The sequence below is a fragment of the Pedococcus sp. 5OH_020 genome (assembly GCF_027812955.1).
Lineage (GTDB): Bacteria > Actinomycetota > Actinomycetes > Actinomycetales > Dermatophilaceae > Pedococcus.
On sequence record NZ_JAPYZV010000003.1, the window covers coordinates 172,869 to 196,648 of the forward strand.

General features: G+C 70.9%; 26 protein-coding genes. 22 read left to right on the plus strand and 4 right to left on the minus strand.

Annotated features, from left to right (window positions below):
- Nucleotides 1-143: 143 nt before the first annotated feature.
- From PHA84_RS06445 to PHA84_RS06475, 7 genes are all read left to right on the plus strand, one after another.
- Nucleotides 144-932 (plus strand): VOC family protein, encoded by a 789-nt coding sequence (locus tag PHA84_RS06445; RefSeq protein ID WP_270887279.1) that lies wholly within the window; start codon nt 144-146, stop codon nt 930-932.
- Between the two features lie 122 nt (nt 933-1,054).
- The gene (locus PHA84_RS06450; RefSeq protein WP_270887280.1) at nt 1,055-1,780 is read left to right on the plus strand and encodes an ABC transporter ATP-binding protein; all 726 of its coding nucleotides are present in this window, start codon (nt 1,055-1,057) and stop codon (nt 1,778-1,780) included.
- Nucleotides 1,777-2,511, plus strand: coding sequence for an ABC transporter permease (locus tag PHA84_RS06455; protein ID WP_270887281.1), 735 nt, complete (start codon nt 1,777-1,779; stop codon nt 2,509-2,511). Before PHA84_RS06450 ends, PHA84_RS06455 begins: the two co-directional genes overlap by 4 nt.
- A gap of 173 nt (nt 2,512-2,684) precedes the next feature.
- The gene (locus tag PHA84_RS06460; RefSeq protein WP_270887282.1) at nt 2,685-3,635 is read left to right on the plus strand and encodes a proline dehydrogenase family protein; all 951 of its coding nucleotides are present in this window, start codon (nt 2,685-2,687) and stop codon (nt 3,633-3,635) included.
- A gap of 37 nt (nt 3,636-3,672) precedes the next feature.
- Nucleotides 3,673-4,476, plus strand: a complete 804-nt coding sequence (gene proC, locus PHA84_RS06465; RefSeq protein WP_270887283.1) for a pyrroline-5-carboxylate reductase — start codon at nt 3,673-3,675, stop codon at nt 4,474-4,476.
- Nucleotides 4,473-5,006 (plus strand): GNAT family N-acetyltransferase, encoded by a 534-nt coding sequence (locus PHA84_RS06470; protein ID WP_270887284.1) that lies wholly within the window; start codon nt 4,473-4,475, stop codon nt 5,004-5,006. Before proC ends, PHA84_RS06470 begins: the two co-directional genes overlap by 4 nt.
- A gap of 54 nt (nt 5,007-5,060) precedes the next feature.
- Nucleotides 5,061-5,585 carry a GNAT family N-acetyltransferase gene (locus PHA84_RS06475; protein ID WP_270887285.1) on the plus strand — a complete coding sequence of 175 codons (525 nt, stop codon included), beginning with the start codon at nt 5,061-5,063 and terminating at the stop codon, nt 5,583-5,585.
- A 67-nt stretch (nt 5,586-5,652) separates the two neighbouring features.
- On the opposite strand, the gene PHA84_RS06480 is transcribed toward PHA84_RS06475, so the two are convergent.
- A complete protein-coding gene (locus tag PHA84_RS06480) occupies nt 5,653-6,318 on the minus strand; it encodes a potassium channel family protein (protein WP_270887286.1) in 666 nt (221 codons plus the stop codon).
- 105 nt (nt 6,319-6,423) lie between these two features.
- Between PHA84_RS06480 and PHA84_RS06485 the strand changes: the two genes are divergently transcribed.
- The 5 genes from PHA84_RS06485 (at nt 6,424) to PHA84_RS06505 (ending at nt 11,109) form a co-directional block, all read left to right on the plus strand.
- On the plus strand, nt 6,424-7,620 hold the full coding sequence (locus PHA84_RS06485) for an acetoin utilization protein AcuC (protein ID WP_270887287.1): 1,197 nt from the start codon (nt 6,424-6,426) through the stop codon (nt 7,618-7,620).
- 196 nt (nt 7,621-7,816) lie between these two features.
- On the plus strand, nt 7,817-8,017 hold the full coding sequence (locus tag PHA84_RS06490; protein ID WP_154684594.1) for a helix-turn-helix domain-containing protein: 201 nt from the start codon (nt 7,817-7,819) through the stop codon (nt 8,015-8,017).
- A 253-nt stretch (nt 8,018-8,270) separates the two neighbouring features.
- Entirely contained in the window at nt 8,271-8,369 is a 99-nt protein-coding gene (locus PHA84_RS06495) for a 30S ribosomal protein bS22 (protein ID WP_003792170.1), read from the plus strand.
- Nucleotides 8,370-8,536: 167 nt separating this feature from the next.
- Nucleotides 8,537-9,586 (plus strand): NAD-dependent epimerase/dehydratase family protein, encoded by a 1,050-nt coding sequence (locus tag PHA84_RS06500; protein ID WP_270887288.1) that lies wholly within the window; start codon nt 8,537-8,539, stop codon nt 9,584-9,586.
- Nucleotides 9,586-11,109 carry a 1-acyl-sn-glycerol-3-phosphate acyltransferase gene (locus PHA84_RS06505; protein ID WP_270887289.1) on the plus strand — a complete coding sequence of 508 codons (1,524 nt, stop codon included), beginning with the start codon at nt 9,586-9,588 and terminating at the stop codon, nt 11,107-11,109. The genes PHA84_RS06500 and PHA84_RS06505 overlap by 1 nt, the downstream gene beginning before the upstream one ends.
- Before the next feature lie 73 nt (nt 11,110-11,182).
- Here the strand turns inward: PHA84_RS06505 and PHA84_RS06510 are convergent, their stop codons facing one another.
- Together PHA84_RS06510 and PHA84_RS06515 are read right to left on the minus strand one after the other, a co-directional pair.
- A complete protein-coding gene (locus PHA84_RS06510; RefSeq protein ID WP_270887290.1) occupies nt 11,183-12,418 on the minus strand; it encodes a DUF5667 domain-containing protein in 1,236 nt (411 codons plus the stop codon).
- A 135-nt stretch (nt 12,419-12,553) separates the two neighbouring features.
- Nucleotides 12,554-13,372, minus strand: coding sequence for a sigma-70 family RNA polymerase sigma factor (locus PHA84_RS06515; RefSeq protein WP_270887291.1), 819 nt, complete (start codon nt 13,370-13,372; stop codon nt 12,554-12,556).
- A 140-nt stretch (nt 13,373-13,512) separates the two neighbouring features.
- On the opposite strand from PHA84_RS06515, the gene PHA84_RS06520 reads away from it, so the two are divergent.
- The 6 genes from PHA84_RS06520 to hemB all read left to right on the plus strand — a co-directional run bounded on the left by PHA84_RS06520 (nt 13,513) and on the right by hemB (nt 19,744).
- A complete protein-coding gene (locus tag PHA84_RS06520; RefSeq protein ID WP_270887292.1) occupies nt 13,513-13,770 on the plus strand; it encodes a glutaredoxin family protein in 258 nt (85 codons plus the stop codon).
- A 236-nt stretch (nt 13,771-14,006) separates the two neighbouring features.
- Nucleotides 14,007-14,696, plus strand: coding sequence for a redox-sensing transcriptional repressor Rex (locus PHA84_RS06525; RefSeq protein ID WP_270887293.1), 690 nt, complete (start codon nt 14,007-14,009; stop codon nt 14,694-14,696).
- Nucleotides 14,693-16,003 (plus strand): glutamyl-tRNA reductase, encoded by a 1,311-nt coding sequence (locus tag PHA84_RS06530; RefSeq protein ID WP_270887294.1) that lies wholly within the window; start codon nt 14,693-14,695, stop codon nt 16,001-16,003. Before PHA84_RS06525 ends, PHA84_RS06530 begins: the two co-directional genes overlap by 4 nt.
- A complete protein-coding gene (hemC, locus tag PHA84_RS06535) occupies nt 16,000-17,106 on the plus strand; it encodes a hydroxymethylbilane synthase (protein ID WP_270887295.1) in 1,107 nt (368 codons plus the stop codon). Before PHA84_RS06530 ends, hemC begins: the two co-directional genes overlap by 4 nt.
- Entirely contained in the window at nt 17,103-18,740 is a 1,638-nt protein-coding gene (locus tag PHA84_RS06540; RefSeq protein WP_270887296.1) for a bifunctional uroporphyrinogen-III C-methyltransferase/uroporphyrinogen-III synthase, read from the plus strand. Before hemC ends, PHA84_RS06540 begins: the two co-directional genes overlap by 4 nt.
- Before the next feature lie 2 nt (nt 18,741-18,742).
- Entirely contained in the window at nt 18,743-19,744 is a 1,002-nt protein-coding gene (gene hemB, locus PHA84_RS06545; RefSeq protein ID WP_270887297.1) for a porphobilinogen synthase, read from the plus strand.
- A 173-nt stretch (nt 19,745-19,917) separates the two neighbouring features.
- Here the strand turns inward: hemB and PHA84_RS06550 are convergent, their stop codons facing one another.
- On the minus strand, nt 19,918-20,451 hold the full coding sequence (locus tag PHA84_RS06550) for a YceI family protein (protein ID WP_270887298.1): 534 nt from the start codon (nt 20,449-20,451) through the stop codon (nt 19,918-19,920).
- Between the two features lie 119 nt (nt 20,452-20,570).
- Here PHA84_RS06550 and PHA84_RS06555 point away from each other — a divergent pair, with 119 nt between their 5' ends.
- The 4 genes from PHA84_RS06555 to PHA84_RS06570 all read left to right on the plus strand — a co-directional run bounded on the left by PHA84_RS06555 (nt 20,571) and on the right by PHA84_RS06570 (nt 23,772).
- The gene (locus PHA84_RS06555) at nt 20,571-21,104 is read left to right on the plus strand and encodes a MarR family winged helix-turn-helix transcriptional regulator (protein WP_270887299.1); all 534 of its coding nucleotides are present in this window, start codon (nt 20,571-20,573) and stop codon (nt 21,102-21,104) included.
- A gap of 87 nt (nt 21,105-21,191) precedes the next feature.
- Entirely contained in the window at nt 21,192-22,526 is a 1,335-nt protein-coding gene (hemL, locus tag PHA84_RS06560; RefSeq protein ID WP_270887300.1) for a glutamate-1-semialdehyde 2,1-aminomutase, read from the plus strand.
- Nucleotides 22,523-23,173, plus strand: a complete 651-nt coding sequence (locus PHA84_RS06565; RefSeq protein ID WP_270887301.1) for a histidine phosphatase family protein — start codon at nt 22,523-22,525, stop codon at nt 23,171-23,173. The genes hemL and PHA84_RS06565 overlap by 4 nt, the downstream gene beginning before the upstream one ends.
- Nucleotides 23,170-23,772, plus strand: a complete 603-nt coding sequence (locus tag PHA84_RS06570) for a TlpA family protein disulfide reductase (protein WP_270887302.1) — start codon at nt 23,170-23,172, stop codon at nt 23,770-23,772. Before PHA84_RS06565 ends, PHA84_RS06570 begins: the two co-directional genes overlap by 4 nt.
- The last annotated feature ends 8 nt before the right edge of the window (nt 23,773-23,780 follow it).

A 23,780-nucleotide genomic window follows, 5' to 3' on the forward strand; every position in this document is an offset into this window, starting at 1 on the left:
GGTCGAAGCCCTGGCCGGACCTCGGTCCCCACCGGCGGTCGCACCGCGTTCGTCCCACGCCGACACCGCGTTCGTCCCACGCCGACAGTCGCGTCCCCACCGATCCACCTTTGCAGCACACCGCTCTCACGAAAGGCACGACGATGACAACGAAGACCTCGTACGAGCAGGGAACCCCCTGCTGGATCGACCTGCAGACCTCCGACCAGGACGGGGCGCGCGCCTTCTACTCCCAAGTGTTCGGCTGGGAGTACGTCGAGCAGCCGATGCCCCAGGGCCCGGTGTACGTCATGGCCCAGGTCGGCGGACGGAACGTCGCCGCGATCGCTCCCCAGAACCCCGAGCAGGCGGCGACCGGCGTACCGCCGATGTGGAACACCTACCTCGCAGTGGACGATGTGGACGCCGCGACCGCCCGGGTGGCGGAGGCTGGCGGCACCGTGGCGGTCGAGCCCTTCGACGTCATGGACGCCGGGAGGATGTCGTTCGTGGCGGACCCGTCGGGCGCCTTCGTCGGCCTGTGGCAGGCCAAAGAGCACATCGGCGCGGAGGTGGTCAACGAGCCGGGCGCGCTGAACTGGAACGAGCTCGTCACCGACGACCCCGATGCCGCTCTGCCGTTCTACGAGGCTGTCGTCGGACTCAAGGCGGTCCCCGTCTCGATGGGTCCGGGGTACGAGTACACCATGCTTCACATCGGCGACCAGCGCGTCGGCGGCTCCACGAGTCCTCAGATGGCAGGCGTGCCGAACCACTGGAACGTCTGGTTCACCGTGGCCTCCGCCGACGAGGCCGCGGCCCGCATCGGTCAGCTCGGCGGCTCTCTGCTCGTCGAGCCGATCGACATGCCGGTGGGCCGGATGGCAGTCGCCCGTGACCCGCAGGGCGCGGTCTTCAACCTCATGCAGCCGGCCGCCCAGCCGCAGTCCTGAGGGTCGCCGCCCTCACGGTGTGCCGCAGCCTCCCGTGCCGCGGCACACCGTTCTTGTTCTGGCACGCCGCTTTCTCGTCATGAGGTCTTGTCGTGAAGGTCGGGGAGGCGTATTTTCATCACATGATGAAAAACGCGGTCGAGATCGACCATCTCCGGGTGGTGCGCGGCGGTCGGGTGGTCCTGCCCGACCTCTCGGTAAGAGTGCCGGCGGGACAGGTCGTCGGCCTGCTCGGTCCCAGCGGTAGCGGCAAGTCGACGTTGATCCGCGCGGTGGTCGGGGTCCAGGTCATCCAGGCCGGGGACGTGCGCGTCCTCGGCGAGCCAGCCGGTTCGGTGTCGCTGCGGCACCGCGTCGGCTACGTCACCCAGAGCCCGAGCGTCTACGAGGACCTCACGGTCCGGGCCAACGTGCGCTACTTCGCCGCCATCCTCGGTGCGTCGCCGTCCTCGGCAGAGGAGGCGATAGACGCCGTGGACCTCGGGAGCCACGCCGACACTCTCGTGGGGCGGCTGTCCGGCGGCCAACGCTCAAGGGTCTCCCTCGCCGCGGCCCTGGTCGGGGACCCCGAGCTGCTCGTCCTCGACGAACCCACCGTCGGGCTGGACCCGGTGCTGCGACGGGACCTGTGGAACCTCTTCAACCGCCTTGCGGCACAAGGCCGTTCGCTACTCGTGTCGAGCCATGTGATGGACGAGGCGGCGCGTTGCGACCGCCTTCTGCTGCTGCGCGAGGGCCAGGTCCTCGCTGACGCGACGCTGCCGGAGCTGCTCGACCGCACCGGGGCGCTTGACGCCGAGGGCGCGTTCCTGAACCTGATCGACCGCGCCGAGGAGGCAGCCCGATGAACGCCCGCCGAACCCTCGTGACCGCCGCTCGAGTGCTGACCCAGCTGCGCTCGGACCGCCGGACCATCGGTCTCATGCTGGTGGTCCCGTGCGTCCTCATCGGGCTCTTCGCCTGGATCTTCGACGCCACGCCGGCCTTCGACGCGCTCGGCGCCTCCCTGCTGGGCGTCTTCCCGTTCGTGGTGATGTTCATCGTCACCAGCGTTGCGACGCTGCGCGAGCGGACCAGCGGGACCCTGGAGCGGCTGTTGACGACACCGATGGGCAAGGGCGACTTCATGATGGGCTACGCGCTGGCCTTCGCAGCGATGGCTGTGCTCCAGGCCGTGGTGGCCACCGCCTTCGCGGTCTACGTATGCGGACTCGACGTCGCCGGGCCGCTGTGGCAGCTCGTGGCCGTTGCGGTCCTGGACGCCGTGCTCGGATCTGCGTTGGGCCTCCTGGCCAGCGGCTTCGCGCGCACCGAGTTCCAGGCGGTCCAGTTCATGCCCGCTTTCGTGCTGCCGCAGTTCCTGCTCTGCGGGCTAATCGTCAGCCGCGACCGGCTGCCCGACGTGCTCGGACGGGTCTCCGACGTCCTACCGCTGTCGTACGCGGTGGACGCGATGAAGTCCGTCACCCTCGACCGCTCGCCGGGCAGTGACGTCGCGGGAAGCGCGGGCATCATCGCGCTGTGGGTCGTCGCCTCCCTGGTCCTGGGCAGCCTGACCCTGCGTCGCCGCACCGCCTGACGGGGACGACAGGGCCCTGCCACGACCCGAGGGCGTATGCCGCCTCGCTCAGCCGCGCGGCATACGCCCTGCTCAGGACGGGTGTGCGCCCGGTGCGGTACCGCGGCCACGCGCTTCGGAGGCTAGCCTTGCTCACGGCTTCGAGGTCCGGAGCCGTCGTCGGAAGGATCGTCGTGGACGCCAGTGACCTGCTGCGCAACTCCCTGCTCCAGCTCTCCAAGAGCAGCACGGTGCGACAGGCGGTCGAGAAGGCTCCGGTGAGCCGAGGGGTGGTGCGGCGCTTCGTGCCGGGTGAGCGCACGCAGGACGCCGTTGCCGCGGCGGCGGAGCTGCGCGCGACCAACCGGCTGGCCACCATCGACTATCTCGGCGAGGACACCACCGACCTCACCCAGGCGATCCGCACGAGGGACCACTACCTCGAGCTGCTGAAGGCGCTGGCGGAGGCGGACCTCAGCCAGCACGGCATGGGCGAGGTGAGCCTCAAGCTCTCGGCGCTCGGGCAGTACCTTCCCGGCGACGGGGACAAGATCGCGCTGGAGCACGCGCGTGAGATCTGCCAGGCTGCCGCCAACGCCGGGACGACCGTGACTCTCGACATGGAGGACCACACGACCACGGACGCCACGCTGGAGTCGCTGCGTGAGCTCCGTCAGGACTTCCCGTGGGTGGGTGCCGTCATCCAGTCGTACCTGCGGCGCAGCGAGGCCGACTGCCGTGACCTGGCGTACGAGGGGAGCCGGGTGCGGCTGTGCAAGGGGGCCTACAAAGAACCTGAGTCGGTGGCGTACCAGAGCTCGACCGAGGTGGACCGCAGCTACGTCCGCTGCCTCAAGGTGCTGATGTCAGGCCCCGGGTATCCGATGGTGGCCAGCCATGACCCGCGGCTGGTCGAGATCGCCGGTGCCCTCGCAGCGCATCACGAACGTGAGGCCGACACGTACGAGTACCAGATGCTCTACGGCATCCGGCCCGAGGAGCAGAAGCGGATCGCCGACCGGGGCAACCAGATGCGCGTGTACATCCCGTATGGCGAGCAGTGGTACGGCTACCTGATGCGCCGCCTGGCAGAGCGCCCCGCGAACACCGTGTTCTTCCTGCGCGGTCTCGTCAGCAAGAAGTAGCAGGCGCCGCCGCGCCCGCGCCTGGGAGACTGCCTCCATGGGAACAGTTGCGATCCTCGGTGCCGGTGTCATGGGCGAGACCCTGCTCTCCGGCCTCCTGCGGTCCGGACGGCAGGCGGGGGACCTGCTCGTCACTGCCAGGCGCCCGGAGCGGGCGCGGGACCTCGCCGAGCGGTATGGCGTACGGGCCGTGTCCAACGTCGAGGCTGCGGACACTGCCGACACCCTGGTCCTCGGAGTGAAGCCGCAGGACATGGCCGCGCTCGTCCAGGAGATCGGCGACCACGTCTCGCCGGGCAACCTCGTGGTGAGCCTGGCGGCGGGCATCCCGACGGCCTTCCTGGAGAGCCGCCTCCCTCAGGGAGTGGCCGTCGTGCGCGTCATGCCCAACACCCCGGCGCTCGTCGACCAGGGGATGTCCGCCCTCAGCCCCGGCCGCAGCGCCGACGCGGCCCATCTGGAGGAGGCGGCCGACCTGCTGCGCTCGTGCGGTCGGGTGGTCCAGGTGGCCGAGAAGCACCAGGACGCCGTCACGGCGATCAGCGGCAGCGGGCCGGCGTACATCTTCTACGTCGTGGAAGCCATGATCGAGGCAGGCGTCGTCCTCGGCCTCCCGCGGCCAACGGCCACCGAGCTCGTGGTGCAGACGCTCTTCGGCGCGGCGACGATGATGCGGGAGACCGGGCAGCACCCCACGATCCTGCGCGAGCAGGTGACCTCACCGGGCGGTACCACCGCGGCAGCGCTGCGCCAGCTCGACGACCACAAGGTGCGCGCCGCGTTCATCTCCGCGATGGAGGCTGCGGCCGTCCGTTCGCACGACCTCGCGTCCGGCGCATGACCCGCACGGTGGCCGCCTCCGCGGACGTGAGGGTCCGCCAGGTCGAGCCGCAGCTGTGGCGCGAGTACCGGGCGGTGCGGCTCGCGATGCTGCTTGACCTGCCGGCGGCGTACGACAGCACCTTCGCCCGGGAGGTCGCCTTCACCGACGAACAATGGCTCGAGCGGCTCGAGGGAGCCACGAGCTGGCTCGCCGTCGACGGTCAGCAGCCGCTCGGTGCGGTGACCCTCTTCCAGGCGCCCGGCCAGGCGTCGGACGAGGCGTACCTCGTCGCGATGTGGGTGGCCGCCCACGCGCGCGGGCACGGCGTCGCCGATGCCCTTGTCGCGGCGCTGACGCAGCATGCCGGCACGGTAGGCATCCGGCGGGTGGTTCTCGACGTTGCCGACGCCAACAGCCGTGCAGTCCGCTTCTACGAACGGGCCGGCTTCGTCCGCACCGGACGCACGGGCGTCCTGACGCACGCACCGGACATCACAGAGTTCGAGATGGCGCTGCTGGTCGGCACTGTCACAGCCCACTCACGGTGAACTCACGGAAACCTCTCTCACCGAACGGCCGGGCTTCATGCGAGAGTGGGCGGCATGAGCGACATCAGCGTCCGGGTGCTGGCAGAGGACGAGTGGGAGCAGTACCGGGCTGTGCGGCTCAGCGCGCTCGAGGAGTCACCGGAGGCCTTCGCCGCTACCGTGGAGGAGGAGCAGGCGTACGAGGAGGACTTCTGGCGCATGCGGATGCGCCGGTCGCTGAGGCTGGTGGCCGAGGTCGACGGCAGACTCGTGGGGGTGGCGAGTGTCGGCCAGGGTCCGCAGGACAACGAGCGGGTGGCGGAGCTGTTCGGGCTGTGGGTCGCTCCGTCCGCTCGCGGCACAGGCGTGGCCACGGAGCTCGTGCGCGCTGGTGCTGACGCCGCGCGTGGCCGCGGGCGGAGCCACCTGGCGTACTGGGTGGGTACCGACAACGGGAGGGCGGTCGCTTTCGCGAGCGGGTTCGGTTTCCGTCCGACCGACACCCGTAGACCCATGCGTGTCAGGCGGGAGGACGACGCGGAGGACGAGATCGCCATGGTGCTGCCGCTGGGGGACGACCGGGGGATGCCCTCGCTGTGACGCCGGGCCGCCGCGCCGCTGAGCCGACTGCGCCCACTGAGCCTCTTGTCGACGGGCGAGCCACCGGTCACGGCCGCGAGGCCAGCCGCTCCAGCAGCTCGGTGGGTCCACTGACGATCAGAGTGTGATGCGCTGTCACCTTGGTCTCGGGCACTGCGTAGGTGAAGTCCTGTCCGGGCGCCTTGACGCCCACCACCGTGACGCCGTACTTGCTCCGGATCGCGCTCTGCGCCAGCGTGAAGCCGATCGCCTCCTGGGGCGGCTTCATCTTGACGATGGCGAAGCCGTCGTCGAACTCGATGTAGTCCATGAGCTTCCCGTTGAGGAGGTGGGCCACCCGTCGCCCGGTGTCCGCCTCCGGCGAGATCACGTGGTTGACGCCGATGCGCTCCAGAATGCGGCCGTGCTCGGGCGAGATCGCCTTGGCCCAGATGGTGGGGATGCCCGCGTCGACGAGGTTCATGGCGCACAGGACCGACGCCTGGACGGAGGACCCGATCCCGACAACGGCGATCTTGAAGCTCCGAGCCTTCAGATTGGCCACCGCCTGGGGCAGGCTGGCGTCAGCCTGGACGGTCCGGGTGACCCGGCCCAGGTACCGCTCGGCCAGCTGTGCGTCCCGCTCGACCGCCACGACGTGGTGGCCCAGGCGTTGCAGCTCGACAGCCACGGCCCCCCCGAACCGTCCCAGACCGATCACCAGGACGTCGTCCTCGTACAGCTTCTTCGCCACAGCGCGGACCTCCGCGGCATCGGGGATGGGAGACCAGCACGCTACCGCGTCGTGGTGGTCCCGGCCCGGCTGTCCACCCTGTCCGGTGCCGGGTAGCGTTCCGGCATGCCCTCACAGGTGCGGGTGGTCTGGGACCCCGGCTTCACCGCCTACGACTTCGGCCCTGGCCATCCCATGAGCCCGGCCCGCCTGGAGCTCACCGCCCTGCTCTGCGAGTCGCTCGGCGTGCTAGAGACCCCCGAGGTCGAGGTCTTCTCTCCCGGCGTGGCCGACGACGAGGTCCTGGCGACAGTGCACGACCCCGAGTACATCGCCGCCGTCCGCGCCGCCTCGCAGGACCCCGCGGCCGCGGACCTCCGCCGTGGGCTGGGGACCGAGGACGACCCCGCCTTCCCTGGGATGCACGAGGCGAGCGCGCGCATCGCGGAGGGCACCCGGCAGCTGTGCGAGGACGTCTGGGAGGGCCGGACGGAGCACGGTGTGAACTTCTGCGGGGGCCTGCACCACGCCATGGAAGGGTCAGCGTCGGGGTTCTGCATCTACAACGACGTCGCGGTCGGCATCCGATGGCTGCTCGACCACGGCGCACGGCGGGTCGCGTACGTGGACATCGACGTGCACCACGGCGACGGCGTGGAGCGCATCTTCTGGGACGACCCCGGGGTGATGACCATCTCGCTCCACGAGTCCGGGCGGATCCTGTTCCCCGGCACCGGCTACGCCTCGGACATCGGTGGCCCGGACGCCAAGGGCGGCGCGGTGAACGTCGCGTTGCCCCCCGGCACCGGGGACTCCGCCTGGCTCCGGGCTCTGCACTCGACCGCGGTACCGCTGGTGCGCGCCTTCAGGCCGGACGTCCTCGTCACCCAGCACGGCTGCGACACGCATGCCCAGGACCCGTTGGCGCATCTGGCGCTTTCCGTGGACGCCCAGCGGGCAGCCGCGGAGGCACTGCACCGGTTGGCCCACGACGTCTGCGAAGGACGCTGGGTAGCCCTCGGAGGAGGGGGGTACGAGGTGGTGCAGGTGGTGCCGCGCACGTGGACCCATCTGACGGCGATCGCGGCGCATCGACCGGTGGCGCTCACGGAGGCGGTTCCAGAGGACTGGCTGGACCACGTACGGCAGCTCCTCGGCCGGGAGGGACCGCGACGGATGGGCGACCTCGACCCTCAGGAGGGACCGGTCTGGCACCAGCCCTGGGACGCCGGCTACAACCCGCACAGCGAGGTGGACCGGGCCATCATGGCGACCCGGCAGGCGGTCTTCCCGTTGCATGGTCTGGACCCCTGGTTCGACTGACAGGCTTGACTGGCGTCCAGTGACGCCGCTGTAACTCAGCAGGTCACAGCGGCGTGTCGGCTGGACAAAGGCCGGGAAGTTTTCACAATGCCTTCCCCACGAGTCACATGTGCCCCTACAGTTCCCCTTGCACACGCGTAGTGGTCCGCCGGAGGGGAAGCCGGCGATGCGCGCGTGTAGAAGATCGAGGTAAGTCATGTCCAACGAGCGACAGCTCGCCGAGGTGCGGTTCCTGACCGTCGCCGAGGTGGCCTCGATCATGCGCGTGTCGAAGATGACGGTGTACCGCATGGTGCACGCAGGAGAGCTTCCCGCAATCCGCGTCGGACGGTCCTTCCGGGTCCCGGAGGACGCTGTGCACAAGTACCTGCACACGTCGTACGTCGACACCGCATGATGGTGTGCTGACCGCACGGCGAAGGGCGGACCGGGACCTCAGCGTCCTGGTCCGCCCTTCGTTGTCCGCCCCTCGTTACGCGCAAGAGGCCGACCAGCCGGCGAGATAGCCGGCACCCTGAGGTGCGCCGGCTTCCGCCATGGGCCGGGTTTGGGGTGGGGGGCGCCGGACGGCTAGAGTGACCATCACTGTTCGGCGTGGTGCGTTGGTTCGTTGCCCCGTCCGGCAACACGACCACGACCAAGAGGACACTATGGGCTCTGTCATCAAGAAGCGCCGCAAGCGCATGGCGAAGAAGAAGCACCGCAAGCTTCTTCGCAAGACGCGCCACCAGCGTCGCAACAAGAAGTGACCTGAGGCCCCCGCTCGGCGGGGGCCTTTCGTCTGCGCGGTGGACGATCGGCGAGTGTGACGAGCGCCGCGTGACCGGCCCCCGGACGGCCTTCGGAGGCGACGCGCTGCTCGGTAGGGTTGTGACGGTCGCGGTCGTCGCGATGCCTGCGAAGGTTGGGAGCTGACGTGGCTGATGTCGTCCTCGTGACGGGCGTCTCCCGCTATCTCGGCGGGCAGTTCGCTCGACAGCTCACCCAGGACCCATCGGTGAAGCGCGTCATCGGGGTCGACGTGATCCCGCCGCCGCACGACATCGGCAGGGCGGAGTTCGTCCGTGCCGACATCCGCAACCCCATGATCGGCAAGATCATCGCGCAGTCCGAGGTGGACACGGTCGTCCACCTCAACGTCATCGCCACCCCGACGCAAGGCGGAGGCCGGACCTCCCAGAAGGAGATCAACGTCATCGGCACCATGCAGCTGCTCGCTGCATGCCAGAAGGCGTCGACGGTGCGGCGGCTGGTGGTCAAGTCCTCCGCCGCCGTATACGGCTCCAGCCCTCGCGACCCCGCCATGTTCACCGAGGACATGGGGCCGAAGTCCATGCCACGCACCGGTTTCGGCAAGGACTCGGTGGAGGTGGAGGGGTATGTCCGCGGGTTCTCCCGGCGGCGTCCGGACGTCGAGATCTCCATGCTGCGCTTCGCGAACATCATCGGACCGACCATCCGGACGTCCCTGACCGACTACTTCGCCCTTCCGGTCGTCCCCGTGCCGTTCGGGTACGACGCGAGGCTGCAGTTCGTCCACGAGAGGGATGCGGTGGGCTCCCTGCTCCTCGCCACGACGGGGCCCAGCGCTGGGATCACCAACATCGCGGGCGACGGCGTCATCACCCTCTCCCAGGCGGCAGGTATGGCCCGCCGGCCGGTGGTTCCCGTGCCGAGCATGGCGGCCGGGCTCCTGGGCGGGGCGGTGAAGAGGTCGGGGCTCGCCGACTTCAGCCGTGACCAGCTCCAGTTCCTTGCCTACGGCCGCGGCCTCGATACGACGCGCATGCGCGAGGTCCTCGGCTTCGAGCCGGTCTACACCACAAGGGCGGCCTTCGCGGACTACGTGCGCGGGCTCGGCGCCGCCGTTCCGGGTGGTGCAGTCCTGGGCAGTGCCGTGTCCGGTGTCGCAGGAACCGCCGCCAGTGCGATCAGCCAGGTCTGGGCTGCAGGAAGGAACGACTGATGGCTGCCACCCCCGGTAGGGCAGATAGCACAGGTAGCGCCAGGACGGCGCATACCGCCAAGGCCAGCACGGCGCATACCGCCAAGGCCAGCACGGCGCATACCGCCAAGGCGACGGACGGGTCGGGCAGGAAGGTAGCTGCGAAGAGGTCCTCTGCCTCGAAGGCGGCTTCGCGTCGCTCTGTCGGCAAGGCCGCCGACGGACGCCGGACCGGCACACTGGCGGCTGGAGCAGCACGTGCTTCGGGTGAACGCGCCAAGCGCCGGAGCACCCCGCTGATCGCCTCCACGACACCGCCGGCGGCCGCCGACCCTTCTCCGGTGGAACAGCCCGTGGCTGCCAAGCACCGTCCGCGCCCAGTGGCAAAGGCTGTTCCGACCGGCAGGGCGGCGGCGCGCTCCGGCGCCAGGTCGCCCAGGGCTTCGCAGGCGCCGCGCGCCAGCCGAGCGGCCGGAGCCATCCGGCGTGCGAGCGCGGCGTCGAGCCCTGCTGAGCGGTCCGGGCGCCCGCGTCCGGTCCGTGCTCTCAAAGCGGTCAGCGACGACGCGCTCGTGGAGGGTGCCGACGAGGCGCGTCCCGCGCCGGAGACCTCGGCACGTAGCCTCGCCCCCGGCGTCGAAGAGCTGCTGACAGCGGGGATCGGCGCCGTACGCGTCGCCGCGGACGCCGCGGGGCTGTCCGCGGAGGACATCGAGCGTCACCTGGCCTCGATGCTCTCCTTCGTCCGCCGGCGGATCACGGGCGACTACACGGTCGACGAGTTCGGGTTCGACGAGGACTTCACGCGTCACTTCTACCTGCCAGTACTGCGCCCGCTCTACCGGTCCTGGTTCCGGGTCGAGGTCCGCGGGATCGAGAACATCCCGGCGCAGGGTGGCGGCCTGGTGGTGGCGAACCACTCCGGCACCATCGCGATGGACTCCCTGATGACCCAGGTGGCTGTACACGATGAGCACCCGGCGCATCGACACCTCAGGATGCTCGGCGCTGACCTGGTGTTCCAGACGCCGGTCGTGGGGCAGCTCGCGCGCAAGTCCGGCTCCACGCTTGCCGCCAACCCGGATGCGGAGCGGCTGTTGTCGGGCGGGGAGCTGTGCGGCGTGTGGCCCGAGGGTTTCAAGGGCGTGGGCAAGCCCTTCAGCGAGCGGTACAAGCTGCAGCGTTTCGGGCGCGGCGGGTTCGTCTCGGCGGCGCTGCGGACGGGCGTGCCGATCATCCCGTGCTCCATCGTGGGAGCGGAGGAGATCTATCCCATCATCGGCAACATGAAGACGGTCGCCCGGCTCCTGGGCGCGCCCTACGCGCCGATCACGCCGACGTGGCCTCTGCTGGGCCCCCTGGGGCTGATCCCGCTGCCCAGCAAGTGGATCATCGAGTTCGGATCCCCTGTGTCGACAGCGGACCTCGGGCCCAACGCTGCGGACGACCCGATGCTCGTCTTCGACCTCACCGACCAGGTGCGGGAGACGATCCAGCAGACGCTGTACTCGCTGCTGATGCAGCGCCGCTCGGTCTTCTTCTGACGTCCCGGTCGTCCGGCGGACCGGTTCCCCTCTGGTCGGCGCCGTACGACGTCACACCGCAGCCGATGGACCCTTACGGCAGAGTGACGGTCACGCCCGGGAGGGTGATCGGACCGAGGGTGGCGCTGGGGACTGTCGCCGTGACGCCGCCTGTGCCGACCGTCGCCGAGGGGAGCGGGACGGCGACCGAGGATGACGACGCGGTCGAGGGCACGGGCAGCGGCACGCCGATAGTGGGCAGGTTGACCGTCGCGCCGCCCGTCGACAACGTCGCACCGCCGGAGGTGCCGCCCACCGCCACGCCACCCTGCCCGGCGCTCACGACGGGAGCCGACACCACTCCACCAGAGCTCGAGGGGGACACCGCGGTGACCGCTGGCGCGGACGTTCGAGTGGCTGACGGCCGGGCGCCTACGGAGGAGCCCGCAGGAGGCGCAGGCAGCACCTGCCGGACCGGCGCGGCAGGGTCCGCCGGCGCGAAGGACCCGGGCAGTGAGGCCGGCCCCGACGTCGAGGAGAGGTCGGCACAGCGGCTGCCGCACGCCGCGATGCGCCGAACGGTGGCCTGCTGGGCGTCCACCAGCATCGCCTCGAGGCGCGCCACGAGTGGCAGGGACTCGACCGGTGCCTCGGTGCGCAGGGCGTCCACCTGCGGCAGCGCCCGCGCGGTGAAGTCCCGCATCGCCACGAGGGCGCGGGGGTCTGCGGTCCGGGTGTATGACGCGTCGAGGGCACGCTGACCGTTCCGGACGGAGTCGATCGCGGCCTGCAGCGCGACGTCCACGTCGTCATGGTCAGCACGGTCGCGACTCGAGAGCTCTCGAGCGTCGGAGATGTGCTCCTGGGCCTGGGCGAGGAACGTCTGACCCCGGTCGAAGTCGTCGTCGGCGAGGCGGACCGCCACCCCGTCGATCCAGCCCTTGACGGGGTAGAGCGCGTCGCCCGGCAGAGCGCTGCGGGAGGCGACGCCCACGACACCGCCCACGAGGACCGCCGACGCGACGGCACCGGCGACCAGGCGGGGCACCCCTCGACCGACGAGGACCACCACGGGGGCGCTGCGCGCGGAGGCGCGCCCAGCTGCGGCGCGTCGGGCGGCTGCAGCGCTGGGCGCCGGCATCGCGGCGGCCTCGCTCATCAGCCGCTCGTGCAGTCGGGCCACGAAGGCCTGGTCGGGGGTGGGCGCCGTGTGCCTGAGGTCGACCAGCTGGCGACTGGTCCGGAGGAGCTCGGTGAGCTGGGCATCGGTCACCCGCTCACCCTCGAGAGCTCGCTGGAAGCGGTCTGCGGCGCGGTTCAGCACGGGCATGCCGACACCTCCCTCCCCAGCTCGGTTCCGGTCGTGTTCTGTGGTCGTGCAGCGTGGTTCATGGCGTTTCGTCCTGAGAACGAGCCGCTGGCCGAGAAGTCACGCGTCCACGCCGTACCAGATCGCCCGGCCCCCTCACAGGTCCACCTCGCCGAGCTCACGGTGCAGCGCCCGAACGGCGCGAAGCTGGAGCTGCTTCACAGCGCCCTCCGACTTGCCCAGCACCTTCGCCGTCTCGGCCAGGGTGAGGCCTTGGAGGAACCGCAGGACCACGCACTCCGCCTGCTCGGGTTTGAGGTTCTTGACGGCCGAGAGCAGCCGCTCGTCGCGCAGCCGGTCCAGGACCTCCTGGTCCGGGGCGTCGACCCGGCGGTCGGCGTCGAGCATGTCGGCCGTGGTGACCTCCATGCGGAACCGCGCGGACTTCGCGTTGTCCGTGATGAGGTTGCGGGCGATGGTGATGAACCACGCCGCGATGTCGCGGCCCTGCCACGAGAAGGTGTCCATGCGGCGCAGGGCCCGCAGGAACGTCTCGGACGTGAGGTCCTCCGCCAGCTGCTGGCCGCCGACGCGCACATAGACGTAGCGGTAGACGACGTCCACATACCGCTCGTACAGCAGGCCGAAAGCCTCTGCGTCGCCCCGTTGCGCCAGCTCGACGAGAGCCGACACCCGCTCGAAGTCCTGGGGCGCCTCCCCCGGGGCGAACCCCGCCTGCGAGGCAAGGGTCCGGTCCGTACCGTCCGCGCCCTCCGCACCGCCGCCGGAGAGCGTCCCCGCATCCCCTGCGATGCTGAGCAGCACGCGCAGGCCGGAGAGGAAGTCCGCGGTCGCCGTCGCCAGGCCGTGGGCACCGGGACGCCCGGACCCGTACGACGCCGGCCACGGCGCGACGGACGGGCCCGCGGCGTACCCCCACCTGACGGCCGGGGCGAGGCGGGCATGGCAAGGCACCGCGAGCAGGCTCGGGGCATGACGACGACGGCGCATCCGGATGGGGACCTCCTGGCGGCCCAGTTTCCCCGATAACGCAGGGTTTGTCAGGAGACCTGCGACACATCACCCCATCCGGATCGCCGCTTAGGCTGGGCCACATGCTGCCGACCCCACCCCTGACCGCGCGCATCACGCTGGTCGGCAAGCCGGGATGCCACCTGTGCGACGAGGCCCGCGCAGTGATCGCGAGGGTCGCCGAAGACCTCGGCGTCGGCTGGCAGGAGTGGTCCATCACGGACGACCCTGCGCTGGCGGAGCAGTACTGGGAGCAGATCCCCGTGACGCTCGTCGACGGGCGGCAGCACGACTACTGGCGCGTCGACGAGGCGCGCCTGCGAGCCGCCCTGGGGGCCTGAGCCGAGCGGGACCACATCCCTGAGTCACATCCCTGAGTCCCGTCCCTGGCGCGGCCTGAGCCGCTCTCAGGTGTGCACGAGCCGAGCCCTGTCAGGGCCGCACCGTGAGCAACCTCACCCGCCTGGTGGGACGGACGCTTGTGACTTTGTGCATCCGTTCACAAAAGCGTAATCTGCTGGCGCAGCCCGCGTCAGCCAGGTGTGGAGCCGCTGATCAGAAGGAGCCGGAGAACATCTTGTCCGCCGACCCGAGCGCTCGTCGGGGCATTCCCGACGCCACGGTGGCACGGCTACCGGAGTACTTGCGCGCTCTCACCGGCCTCGCTGAACGAGGCATCACGTCGGTCTCCTCCGAGGAGCTGGCCGCGGCCGCCGGGGTGCGCAGCGCCAAGCTCCGCAAGGACCTCTCCCACCTGGGCTCGTACGGTGTGCGGGGCGTGGGGTACGAGGTGGACCACCTGGCCTACCAGATCTCCCGCGAGCTCGGGCTGACGCAGGACTGGCCCGTGGCCATCGTGGGGATGGGCAACCTCGGCCACGCGCTCGCCGCGTACAGCGGCTTCGCCACCCGCGGCTTTCGGGTGGTGGCGCTGCTCGACCAGGACCCCGCCCTGCTCGGCCAGGCCATCGCCGGCCTCACCGTCCAGCCCATGGAGGAGCTGGCGACGGTGGTGGCACAACGGGGGTTGGCCATCGGGGTCATCGCGACCCCGGCTGCCTCCGCGCAGGGCGTCTGCGACCAGCTGGTCGCTGCCGGCGTGCGCTCCATCCTGAACTTCGCGCCGTGCGTGCTCGTGGTGCCGGACGGTGTCGACGTCCGCAAGGTCGACCTCTCGACCGAGCTGCAGATCCTCGCCTTCCATGAGCAGCGCAAGGCCCTGGCCGCCGAGGGGCTGGACCGGCTCGCCAAAGTCGTGCTGCGATGAGCCTCGTCATCCTGGGCCTGTCCCACCACACCGCGCCACTGCCGCTGCTGGAGGCGATGTCGCTCGACGCGTCGGCCCGCTCCGCTCTGGCCGCCGGGCTCACCGGCCGGGAGAACCTCGCCGAGGCCATCGTCGTCTCGACCTGCAACCGCACCGAGGTGTACGCGGAGTCGCTCACGTTCCACGGTGCCGTCACCGACATCACCGACGCGCTGGTCGAGGCCACCGGGGTGAGCCGTGAGGAGCTGCGGGAGCACCTCTACGTGCACTACGAGGACCGCGCCATCGCCCACGCCTTCACTGTCGCCTGCGGGCTGGACTCGATGGCCGTCGGCGAGGCCCAGATCCTCGGCCAGATGCGGACCGCCCTGCGCGAGGCCCAGAAGACCGGCCACGCCGGTCCAGCGCTCAACACCCTCTTCCAGCAGGCGCTGCGAGTGGGCAAGCGCGCTCACACCGAGACCGAGATCGACGCGGTGAGCGTCTCCCTGGTGGAGGCCGGTGTGGCCCGGGCCGAACGCGAGCTGGGGCCCACCTCCGGCCTCCAGGTCCTGGTCGTGGGCGCGGGAGGGATGAGCTCGCTGGCCGCGACGACGGTCGCCCGGCGCGGCTCCGCGGAGCTGACCATCGTCAACCGGACCCTGCCCAAGGCCGCGAGGCTTGCCGAGCGGGTCGGCGGGGCCGCGCGGCCGCTGCACGACCTTCCGAGCGCTCTGGCCTCCGCAGACCTCGTGATCTCCTGCACGGGGTCCACAGGGTTGGTCGTGGACCTCGCGACTGCCGGGGACGCGCAGGTGTCCAGAGGCGGGCGCCGGCAGGTCTACGTCGACCTCGCCCTGCCGCACGACGTGGCCCCGGAGGTCGACTCGCTCAGCGGCGTCAGCGTCGTCGGCCTGAGCGCGCTCGGCCAGGAGCTGTCGGCTGGGGACACCTCCGCCCAGGTGCAGCAGGTGGCTGACCTCGTGATCGGTGAGGTGGCCGCCTACCTGACCTCCCGGGCCGCCGAGACGGTCGCGCCGACGGTGGCGGCGCTGCGCTCGCATGCCGCCGATGTCGTCGCGGCGGAGCTCGACCGGCTGGACCAACGGCTGCCCTCACTCGACGAGGACTCCCGCGCCGAGGTCCAGCTGGCAGTGCACCGCATCGTCGAGAAGCTCCTGCACACGCCCACCGTCAGGGTGAAGGAGCTGGCCGTCGGCGGTCAGGGTGACGACTACGCCCAGGCGCTGCGCGAGCTGTTCGACCTGCGGCCCGGGGAGGCGGCGACCGCCTCCGTACCGCCGCCGTCGTCGGGGGGAATGCCATGAGCCTCACTGCCGGGCTGCCTTCGGCGGCACCGCTCAGGCTGCGGCTGGGGACCAGGCGCAGCACGCTGGCCACCACGCAGTCGGGCTGGGTTGCGGACCTGCTCCGGGCCCAGGGCCATACCGTGGAGCTGGTCGAGATCGTGACCGAGGGCGACACGTCGACCGCCTCCCTGTCCTCCCTCGGCGGCACCGGGGTGTTCGCGGCGGCCTTGCGCCGGGCACTGCTCGCCGGTGAGGTGGACCTGGCGGTGCACTCGCTCAAGGACCTGCCCACCACGCCCGAACCGGGTCTGGACATCGCTGCGGTCCCTCGCCGCGAGGACCCACGCGACGTGCTCGTCGCATCGGGCGACCGCACGCTTGCGGAGCTGGGGGAGGGGTGCGTCATCGGCACCGGGGCGCCCAGGCGTCTCGCGCAGCTCGCCGCGCTGGGCCTCGGCCTGTCGTTCAAGGACATCCGCGGCAACGTGGACACTCGCATAGGTATGGTGCGCGACGGTGCGCTCGACGCCGTGGTTCTCGCTCGCGCCGGCCTGGCCCGGCTGGACAGGCTCAGCGAGGTGTCCGAGGTCCTCGACCCGCTGCAGGTCCTCCCCGCACCGGGCCAGGGCGCCCTCGCGGTGGAGTGCCGGTCCGACGATGCGGACACCATCGCCGCGCTGGCGACCCTCGACGACACGGAGACCAGGTCCTGCGTCGCCGCCGAACGCGCCGTCCTCGCCGCCCTTGAGGCCGGTTGCTCCGCGCCGGTGGGAGCCCTCGCCGAGGTGGTCGAGGGCGAGGACGGGCTCGAGCTGTCGCTGCGTGCCTTCGTCGGCACTGTGGACGGGTCCTTCGACCTGCGCCGCTCCGTGGTCGGCTCGCTCGACGAGCCCGAGGCGCTGGGCAGGCGACTCGCCGCGGTGCTGCTCGAGGACGGCGCCGCGGCGCTGGGGCAGCCCACCCATCGCCAGCCGCAGGGAGCGGGCACCCCGCCGTCGACACCAGAGTCCAGCGAGGCCGCTGCGGCCTTCCCACCCGACCCAGCCGGGGCGACCGGAGACGATCCGCTCGCCGCCCCCGACCGCCCTTCCGAACACGACAGCACGGAGCGTGCACTGTGAGCCCCACGCGCTCGAACCAGACCACCCACTCTTCCACGCAGCCCTCGCGCACACCCGGTCGCGTCGCCTTCGTCGGCGCGGGACCGGGCGACGCCGGTCTCATGACGGTCCGCGCGGTGGAGCTTCTCGCCGCTGCCGACGTGGTCGTCATCGACCAGGTGGCCCGCGACTCGGTGGTGCAGCGGTACTGCCGCCCCGACGTCGAGATCGTCGATGCCGGCCATGGTGACCACGGCCAGCCGCTGACCCACGCCTCGCGGGCCAAGCTCGTCGTCAAGGCCGCCAAGGCCGCCCAGGGCGGACTCGTCGTGCGACTGATGGACGGCGACCCCGCGACGTTCAACGGCCTGGCCGAAGAGGCGCTGGCCTGTCGGAAGGCGGGCATCGGCTTCGACATCGTGCCGGGAGTGAGCGCCGTCTCGGCGGTCCCGGCCTACGCCGGCATCCCACTGACCTCCAGCGGCTCGCCCGCCGTGCACGTGATCTCCGCCAACGACCGCTCGGTGGACTGGGCCGCCTCGGCGGCGGAGTCGGTCACGGTGGTCCTACTGGGCGCTCCGGAGGACCTCGGTGTCGCGCTGGCGAAGCTGCTCGCCGCGGGGCGGTCGGCCGACACGCCGGTGGCTCTGACCGAGCGTGGGACGACCGTCCGGCAGTCGACCCGGGTGACCACCCTGGGGGAGGTCGCGAAGGTCATGAAGACGGTCGAGTTCCCCGCGCTGGCCGTGGTCGGCTCGACGGTAGGGCTGCGCGAGCAGCTCTCCTGGTTCGAGACCAAGCCGCTGTTCGGCTGGAACGTGCTGGTGCCCCGGACGAAGGAGCAGTCCGGGTCGACCATCGCACGGCTCGCGTCCTATGGTGCGACCGCCGAGGTGGTGCCGACGATCTCCGTGGAGCCGCCTCGCACTCCGCAGCAGATGGAGCGCGCGGTCAAGGGTCTGGTCACCGGACGCTACGAGTGGATCGGGTTCACCTCCGTGAACGCCGTCAAGGCGGTCCGGGAGAAGTTCGAGGAGTTCGGGCTCGACGCCCGCGCCTTCGCCGGGCTGCGGATCGCGGCCGTCGGGGGGGTCACCGCCGAGGCGCTGCGCGAGTGGGGCATCGTCCCCGACCTCGTGCCCTCCGGTGAGCATTCCGCGGTCGGGCTGCTGGAGGACTGGCCACCGTTCGACGAGGTGCTCGACCCGATCAACCGCGTCTTCCTGCCGCGTGCCGACATCGCGACGGACACGCTGGTCGCGGGCCTGCAGAAGATGGGCTGGGAGGTCGACGACGTCACGGCGTACCGCACGGTCCGGGCCGCGCCCCCGGCGGCCCACATCCGTGAGGCCATCAAGGGCGGCCAGTTCGACGCCGCGGTGTTCACGTCGTCCTCGACGGTCCGCAACCTGGTCGGCATCGCCGGCAAGCCGCACCCGTCCACCGTGATCGCCTGCATCGGACCGGCCACGGCCAAGACGGCCGAGGAGCACGGGCTCCGCGTCGACGTACTTGCTCCTGAGGCGTCCTCGGACTCCCTGGTCGACGCGCTCGCTGACTACGGCCTCGGCCTGGCCGTGGCTGCCAGCGAGGCCGGCGAGACGGTCCTTCGTCCCAGCGCCCGCAAGACGTCCGCGCGGCGCCGGGCCCACTAGCCGTGCCTGGGGTCGCCAAGGCAGGGTGGCAGCCGAGCGGCCCGGTGATCCGGCCCCGGCGGCTGCGCCAGTCCGCGCCGATACGCCGGCTGGTGGCTGAGACCAGGCTGCACCCGGCCGAGCTCGTGCTGCCCGTCTTCGTGCGCGAGGGGATCACCGCACCGGTTCCCATCGCCGCCATGCCGGGGGTCGTCCAGCACACCCTCGAATCCCTGGTGGAGGAGGCCGTCCGTGCGGCGGACGCCGGGCTCGGGGGCCTCATGCTGTTCGGCGTGCCGGCGTCCAAGGACGCGACGGGGTCGGGCGCCGACGACCCGGCAGGCATCCTCAACGTGGCCCTGCGGGCCGTGGCGGACGCGGTGGGCGACCGGCTCGTGGTGATGGCGGACCTGTGCCTCGACGAGTTCACCGATCATGGGCATTGCGGGGTCCTCGACGCGGCGGGCCGGGTGGACAACGACGCCACGCTCGAGCGGTACGCCGAGATGGGGCTGGCTCAGGCGCGCTCCGGAGCCCACGTCCTGGGCCTGTCCGGGATGATGGACGGGCAGGTGGGCTTCCTGCGTGGAGCCCTCGACGCGCACGGGTTCACCGACACGGTGATCCTGGCGTACTCGGCCAAGTACAGCTCCGGCCTCTACGGGCCGTTCCGCGAGGCGGTGCAGTCGTCGCTGGTGGGTGACCGCGCGACCTACCAGCAGGACCCTGCCAACGCGACGGAGTCCCTGCGGGAGCTGGAGCTGGACATCGCCGAGGGCGCCGACATCGTCATGGTGAAGCCCGCGACGCCCCATCTGGACATCGTCGCCGCAGCGGCGGTCATGTCGGACGTCCCGGTGGCTGCGTACCAGATCTCCGGGGAGTACTCCCAGATCGAGGCGGCGGCGGCCCAGGGATGGATCGACCGTGAGCGCGTCATGATGGAGTCGCTGGTGAACATCCGACGGGCCGGGGCCCACATCATCCTGACGTACTACGCGCTGGAAGCCGCCGCCCTCCTCTGACCCCCGCGACTTTGTATCCGCAACGCCGCGCCAGGCCCTCGCTTCTCGATCCTGAGCCAGCTTGCCGCATACGAAGTCGGGGGACGGGAAAGGGGCCGGTTCCGTGTGGAACCGGCCCCCTTGCGGTGCCTCTGTGTGCTCGGTGCCCGGTATGCCGGGCGGCTGGGTGGGGCTCAGGCGGTCTTGGTGAGCTGGATGTCCAGGTTGAGCTTGATCTTCTCGGAGACGAGCACGCCGCCGCCTTCGAGGGCGACATTCCACTCCAGGCCCCAGTCCTTGCGGTTGATCTCGGTGGTGGCCTCGAAGCCTGCCTTCTGGTTGCCCCACGGGTCCGTGGCCAGACCGGTGAACTCCAGGTCGAAGGTCACCGGCTTCGTGATGCCCTTGATCGTCAGGTTGCCCGTGAGCGAGTCCTCGGTGACCTCGGTGGAGACGAAGCTCATCGTGGGGTTGTTCTCCGCGTCGAAGAAGTCGGCGGACTTGAGGTGCGCGTCCCGGTCGGCCGAGCCGGTCTCGATGGAGGCGATCTGGGCGGTGGCGGTGACCTGGGAGTCCGCGATGGCGTCGCCCACCTTGACCGTGCCCTCGAACTCCTTGAAGGAGCCGCGGACCTTGGTCACCATGAGGTGGCGGGCCACGAAGCCGAGCTCGCTGTGCGCGGCGTCGATGCTCCAGGTGCCGGCGGGGATGTCGTTGATGCTGGTCATGTGCTGTCTCCTGTGGTTCGGGGTTCCGCTGCGGGACTTTCCCGCGGTGTCACTGTGTTCAACATAGCAGAACTGGTTTATATTTCAACCAAGCCTGGGGAGTGGAATACTTGAGCACCATGAGCACCACGACGACGCCTGCCGCTGGCGACACCGCCTCGCAGGGGTCAGCCGCAACGCCGCGCTGGCTGTCCGAGCAGGAGCAGGGCGTATGGCGCGCGTACCTGCGTGGGAGCCGACTCCTCGAGGCCGCCCTCGACCGCGACCTGCAGTCCCACGGCGTGCAGCTGTCGGAGTACGAGATCATCTCCATGCTGTCCGAGGCGCCCGGCCGCAGGCTGCGGATGTCGGCGTTGGCGGACCTCGTGGTCCAGTCCCGAAGCCGCCTGACGCACACCGCGGCGCGACTCGAGAAGCGTGGCTGGGTACGCCGCGAGTCCTGCCTGGAGGACCGCCGAGGGGTCGAGCTGGTCCTGACCGAGGCTGGCCTGGGCTCGGTCCGCGACATGGCACTGGTGCACGTCGAGAGCGTCCGTCGGCACATCGTCGACACCATGGCGCCCGAGCAGTTCCAGACGCTCGGCGTCGCGATGGAGGCCGTCCGTGACGCCATCCTCGGCTCGGGCGACCTGCCGTCCTGCGACGAGGCCTGAGCGACCGGGACCCGGCCAGTGACCGACCAGGCCTGAGCGACGGGACCCGTCCAGGCACCACTCAGGACCGGCTGGGACACTGGTGGCATGACGGCATACCCCTTCGACGCTCCCGCCTCGCAGGACCTCCTCGACCGCGCCCTCGCCGTGACGCCGGGCGGGGTGAACTCGCCGGTCCGCGCGTTCCGCGCCGTCGGAGGAACGCCCCGGTTCATGGTGTCCGGTGAAGGTCCGTACCTCAAGGACGCGGACGGCCGCGAGTACGTGGACCTCGTCTGCTCCTGGGGGCCGATGATCCTGGGACACGGTCACCCCGCCGTGGTCGACGCCGTGCGTGAGGCCGTCTCCCGCGGGTTCTCGTTCGGCACCCCGTCCGAGAACGAGGTGGCGCTGGCGGAGGAGATCGTCGCTCGCGTGGACCCGGTCGAGCAGGTGCGCCTGGTGTCCAGCGGCACCGAGGCCACGATGAGCGCCATCCGGCTGGCCCGCGGCTTCACCGGCCGTTCCCTCGTGGTGAAGTTCGCCGGCTGCTACCACGGTCACGTGGACTCGCTGCTCGCCCAGGCGGGCTCGGGCGTGGCGACGTTCGCGCTGCCCGACTCGGCGGGAGTGCCGAAGGAGATGGCGGCCGAGACGATCGTCCTGCCGTACAACGACCTCGGCGCGGTGGAGGCCGCGTTCGCGGAGCGCGGCGCCGAGATCGCGGCCGTGATCACCGAGGCCTCGCCGGGCAACATGGGGGTCGTGCCACCCGCCCCGGGGTTCACCGAGGGGCTGCGACGGGTCACGGCTGCGTACGGTGCCTTGCTGATCTCCGACGAGGTCATGACGGGTTTCCGGTGCAGTGAGGCGGGATGGTTCGGGCTCGAGGGTCCCTACACCGCTGGTGCACCCGACCTGGTCACCTTCGGCAAGGTGATGGGTGGCGGCTTCCCGGCAGCGGCCTTCGGGGGCCGTGCGGACGTCATGGCCCTGCTCGCACCGTTGGGCCCGGTGTACCAGGCTGGGACGCTGTCCGGAAACCCCGTGGCGACGGCTGCCGGCGTGACCACCCTGCGGCACTGTACCCCCGACCTCTATACGCGTCTGGGCGAGGTGGCGGACGCCATCACGGCGACCGTCGACCAGGAGCTCTCGAGGGCGGGGGTGCCGCACGTCGTGCAGCGGGCCGGGAGCATGTTCAGCGTCTTCTTCCGCGACCAGCCCGTGACGAGCTACCACGAGGCCAAAGCGCAGCACGTGCCCGCCTTCTCGGCGTTCTTCCACTCCATGCTGAGCCAGGGCGTGTACCTCCCGCCGAGCGCCTTCGAGTCGTGGTTCGTCAGCGGCGCCCACGACGACGCGGCCGTGGACCGAGTGCTCGCCGCCCTACCGGCCGCGGCGTCCGCGGCGGCCGGAGCGTTTGCGACAATCGACGTATGACCGGCCCTGCGGAGCGGACCGTGGTGCACCTGCTGCGCCACGGCGAGGTGCACAACCCCGAGGGCGTGCTGTACGGCCGGCTGGACGGGTACCACCTGTCGACGTTGGGGGCGCAGATGGCGCGAGCGGTCGCCCAGCACCTGGAGGACCACGACGTCACCCACGTCGTGGCGTCGTCGCTGCTGCGCGCCCAGGAGACGGCCGCGCCCGTCGCCGCGTCGCACGGGGTGCCGGTCACGACGGACGACCGGGTGATCGAGGCCGGAAACCTCTTCGAAGGGGCGAGAGTCGCAGGCATGCGGCCCTCGGCCTTCGCCCACCCGCGACACTGGTCGAAGCTCACCAACCCCCTGCGACCCTCGTGGGGTGAGGCCTACGACCTCATCGGCGCCAGGATGGTCGAGGCCATCGCGGACGCACGGAACGCGGCCCGTGGCCACGAGGCCGTGATCGTCTCCCACCAGCTTCCGATCTGGACCGCCCGCAACCTGCTCATGAACCGCCGGCTGTGGCACGACCCCCGCAAGCGTGAGTGCCGGCTGGCCTCCCTGACGACGCTGACCTACCACGACGACGAGCTTGCCTCGGTGACGTACTGCGAGCCTGCCGCCGCGCTGCTGGCGGCCAGCCACGGGGGCACCGGGTGAGCCCACGGCCCGCGCCTCGGGCCGTGGGCGTGCTGCTGGCGTGCCTGCTCGCAGTCGGCGCCGCGGCCTGCGGCCATGACCCCAACAGCATCGCGGCGCAGGCCCAGGACGGAAGCCGCAAGGGCTACGTCTCCGGGGATGGCAGCATCGAGACCATCGCGGCCAGCAAGCGCGGCACGCCGGTGCAGCTCTCGGGAAGGACGCTCGAAGGCTCGTCCTGGGCGGTGTCCCAGGCCGCGGGGAAGGTCGTCGTGCTCAACGTCTGGGCCTCCTGGTGCCCGCCGTGCGAGGCCGAGGCACCCGAGCTGAAGAAGGCGGCCGACGCGCTCCGGTCGACTGGTAAGCCGGTGGCCTTCATGGGAGTCGACACCCGCGACAACCCAGCGTCGGGTGCCGCCACGGCGAAGCGCCACGGGCTGCCCTACCCGTCGCTCGACGACCAGTCGGGGACCATGATCCTCGCGCTCCAGGGCAAGGCCCTGTACCCGCCCACGACCCTCGTCCTCGACCGGAACGGCCGCATCGCCTCGCGTGTGGCCGGCCAGGTGACGGCCGCCACGCTGACCGGCCTCGTCGACGACGTCCTGGCCGAGAAGTAGACCCGGGA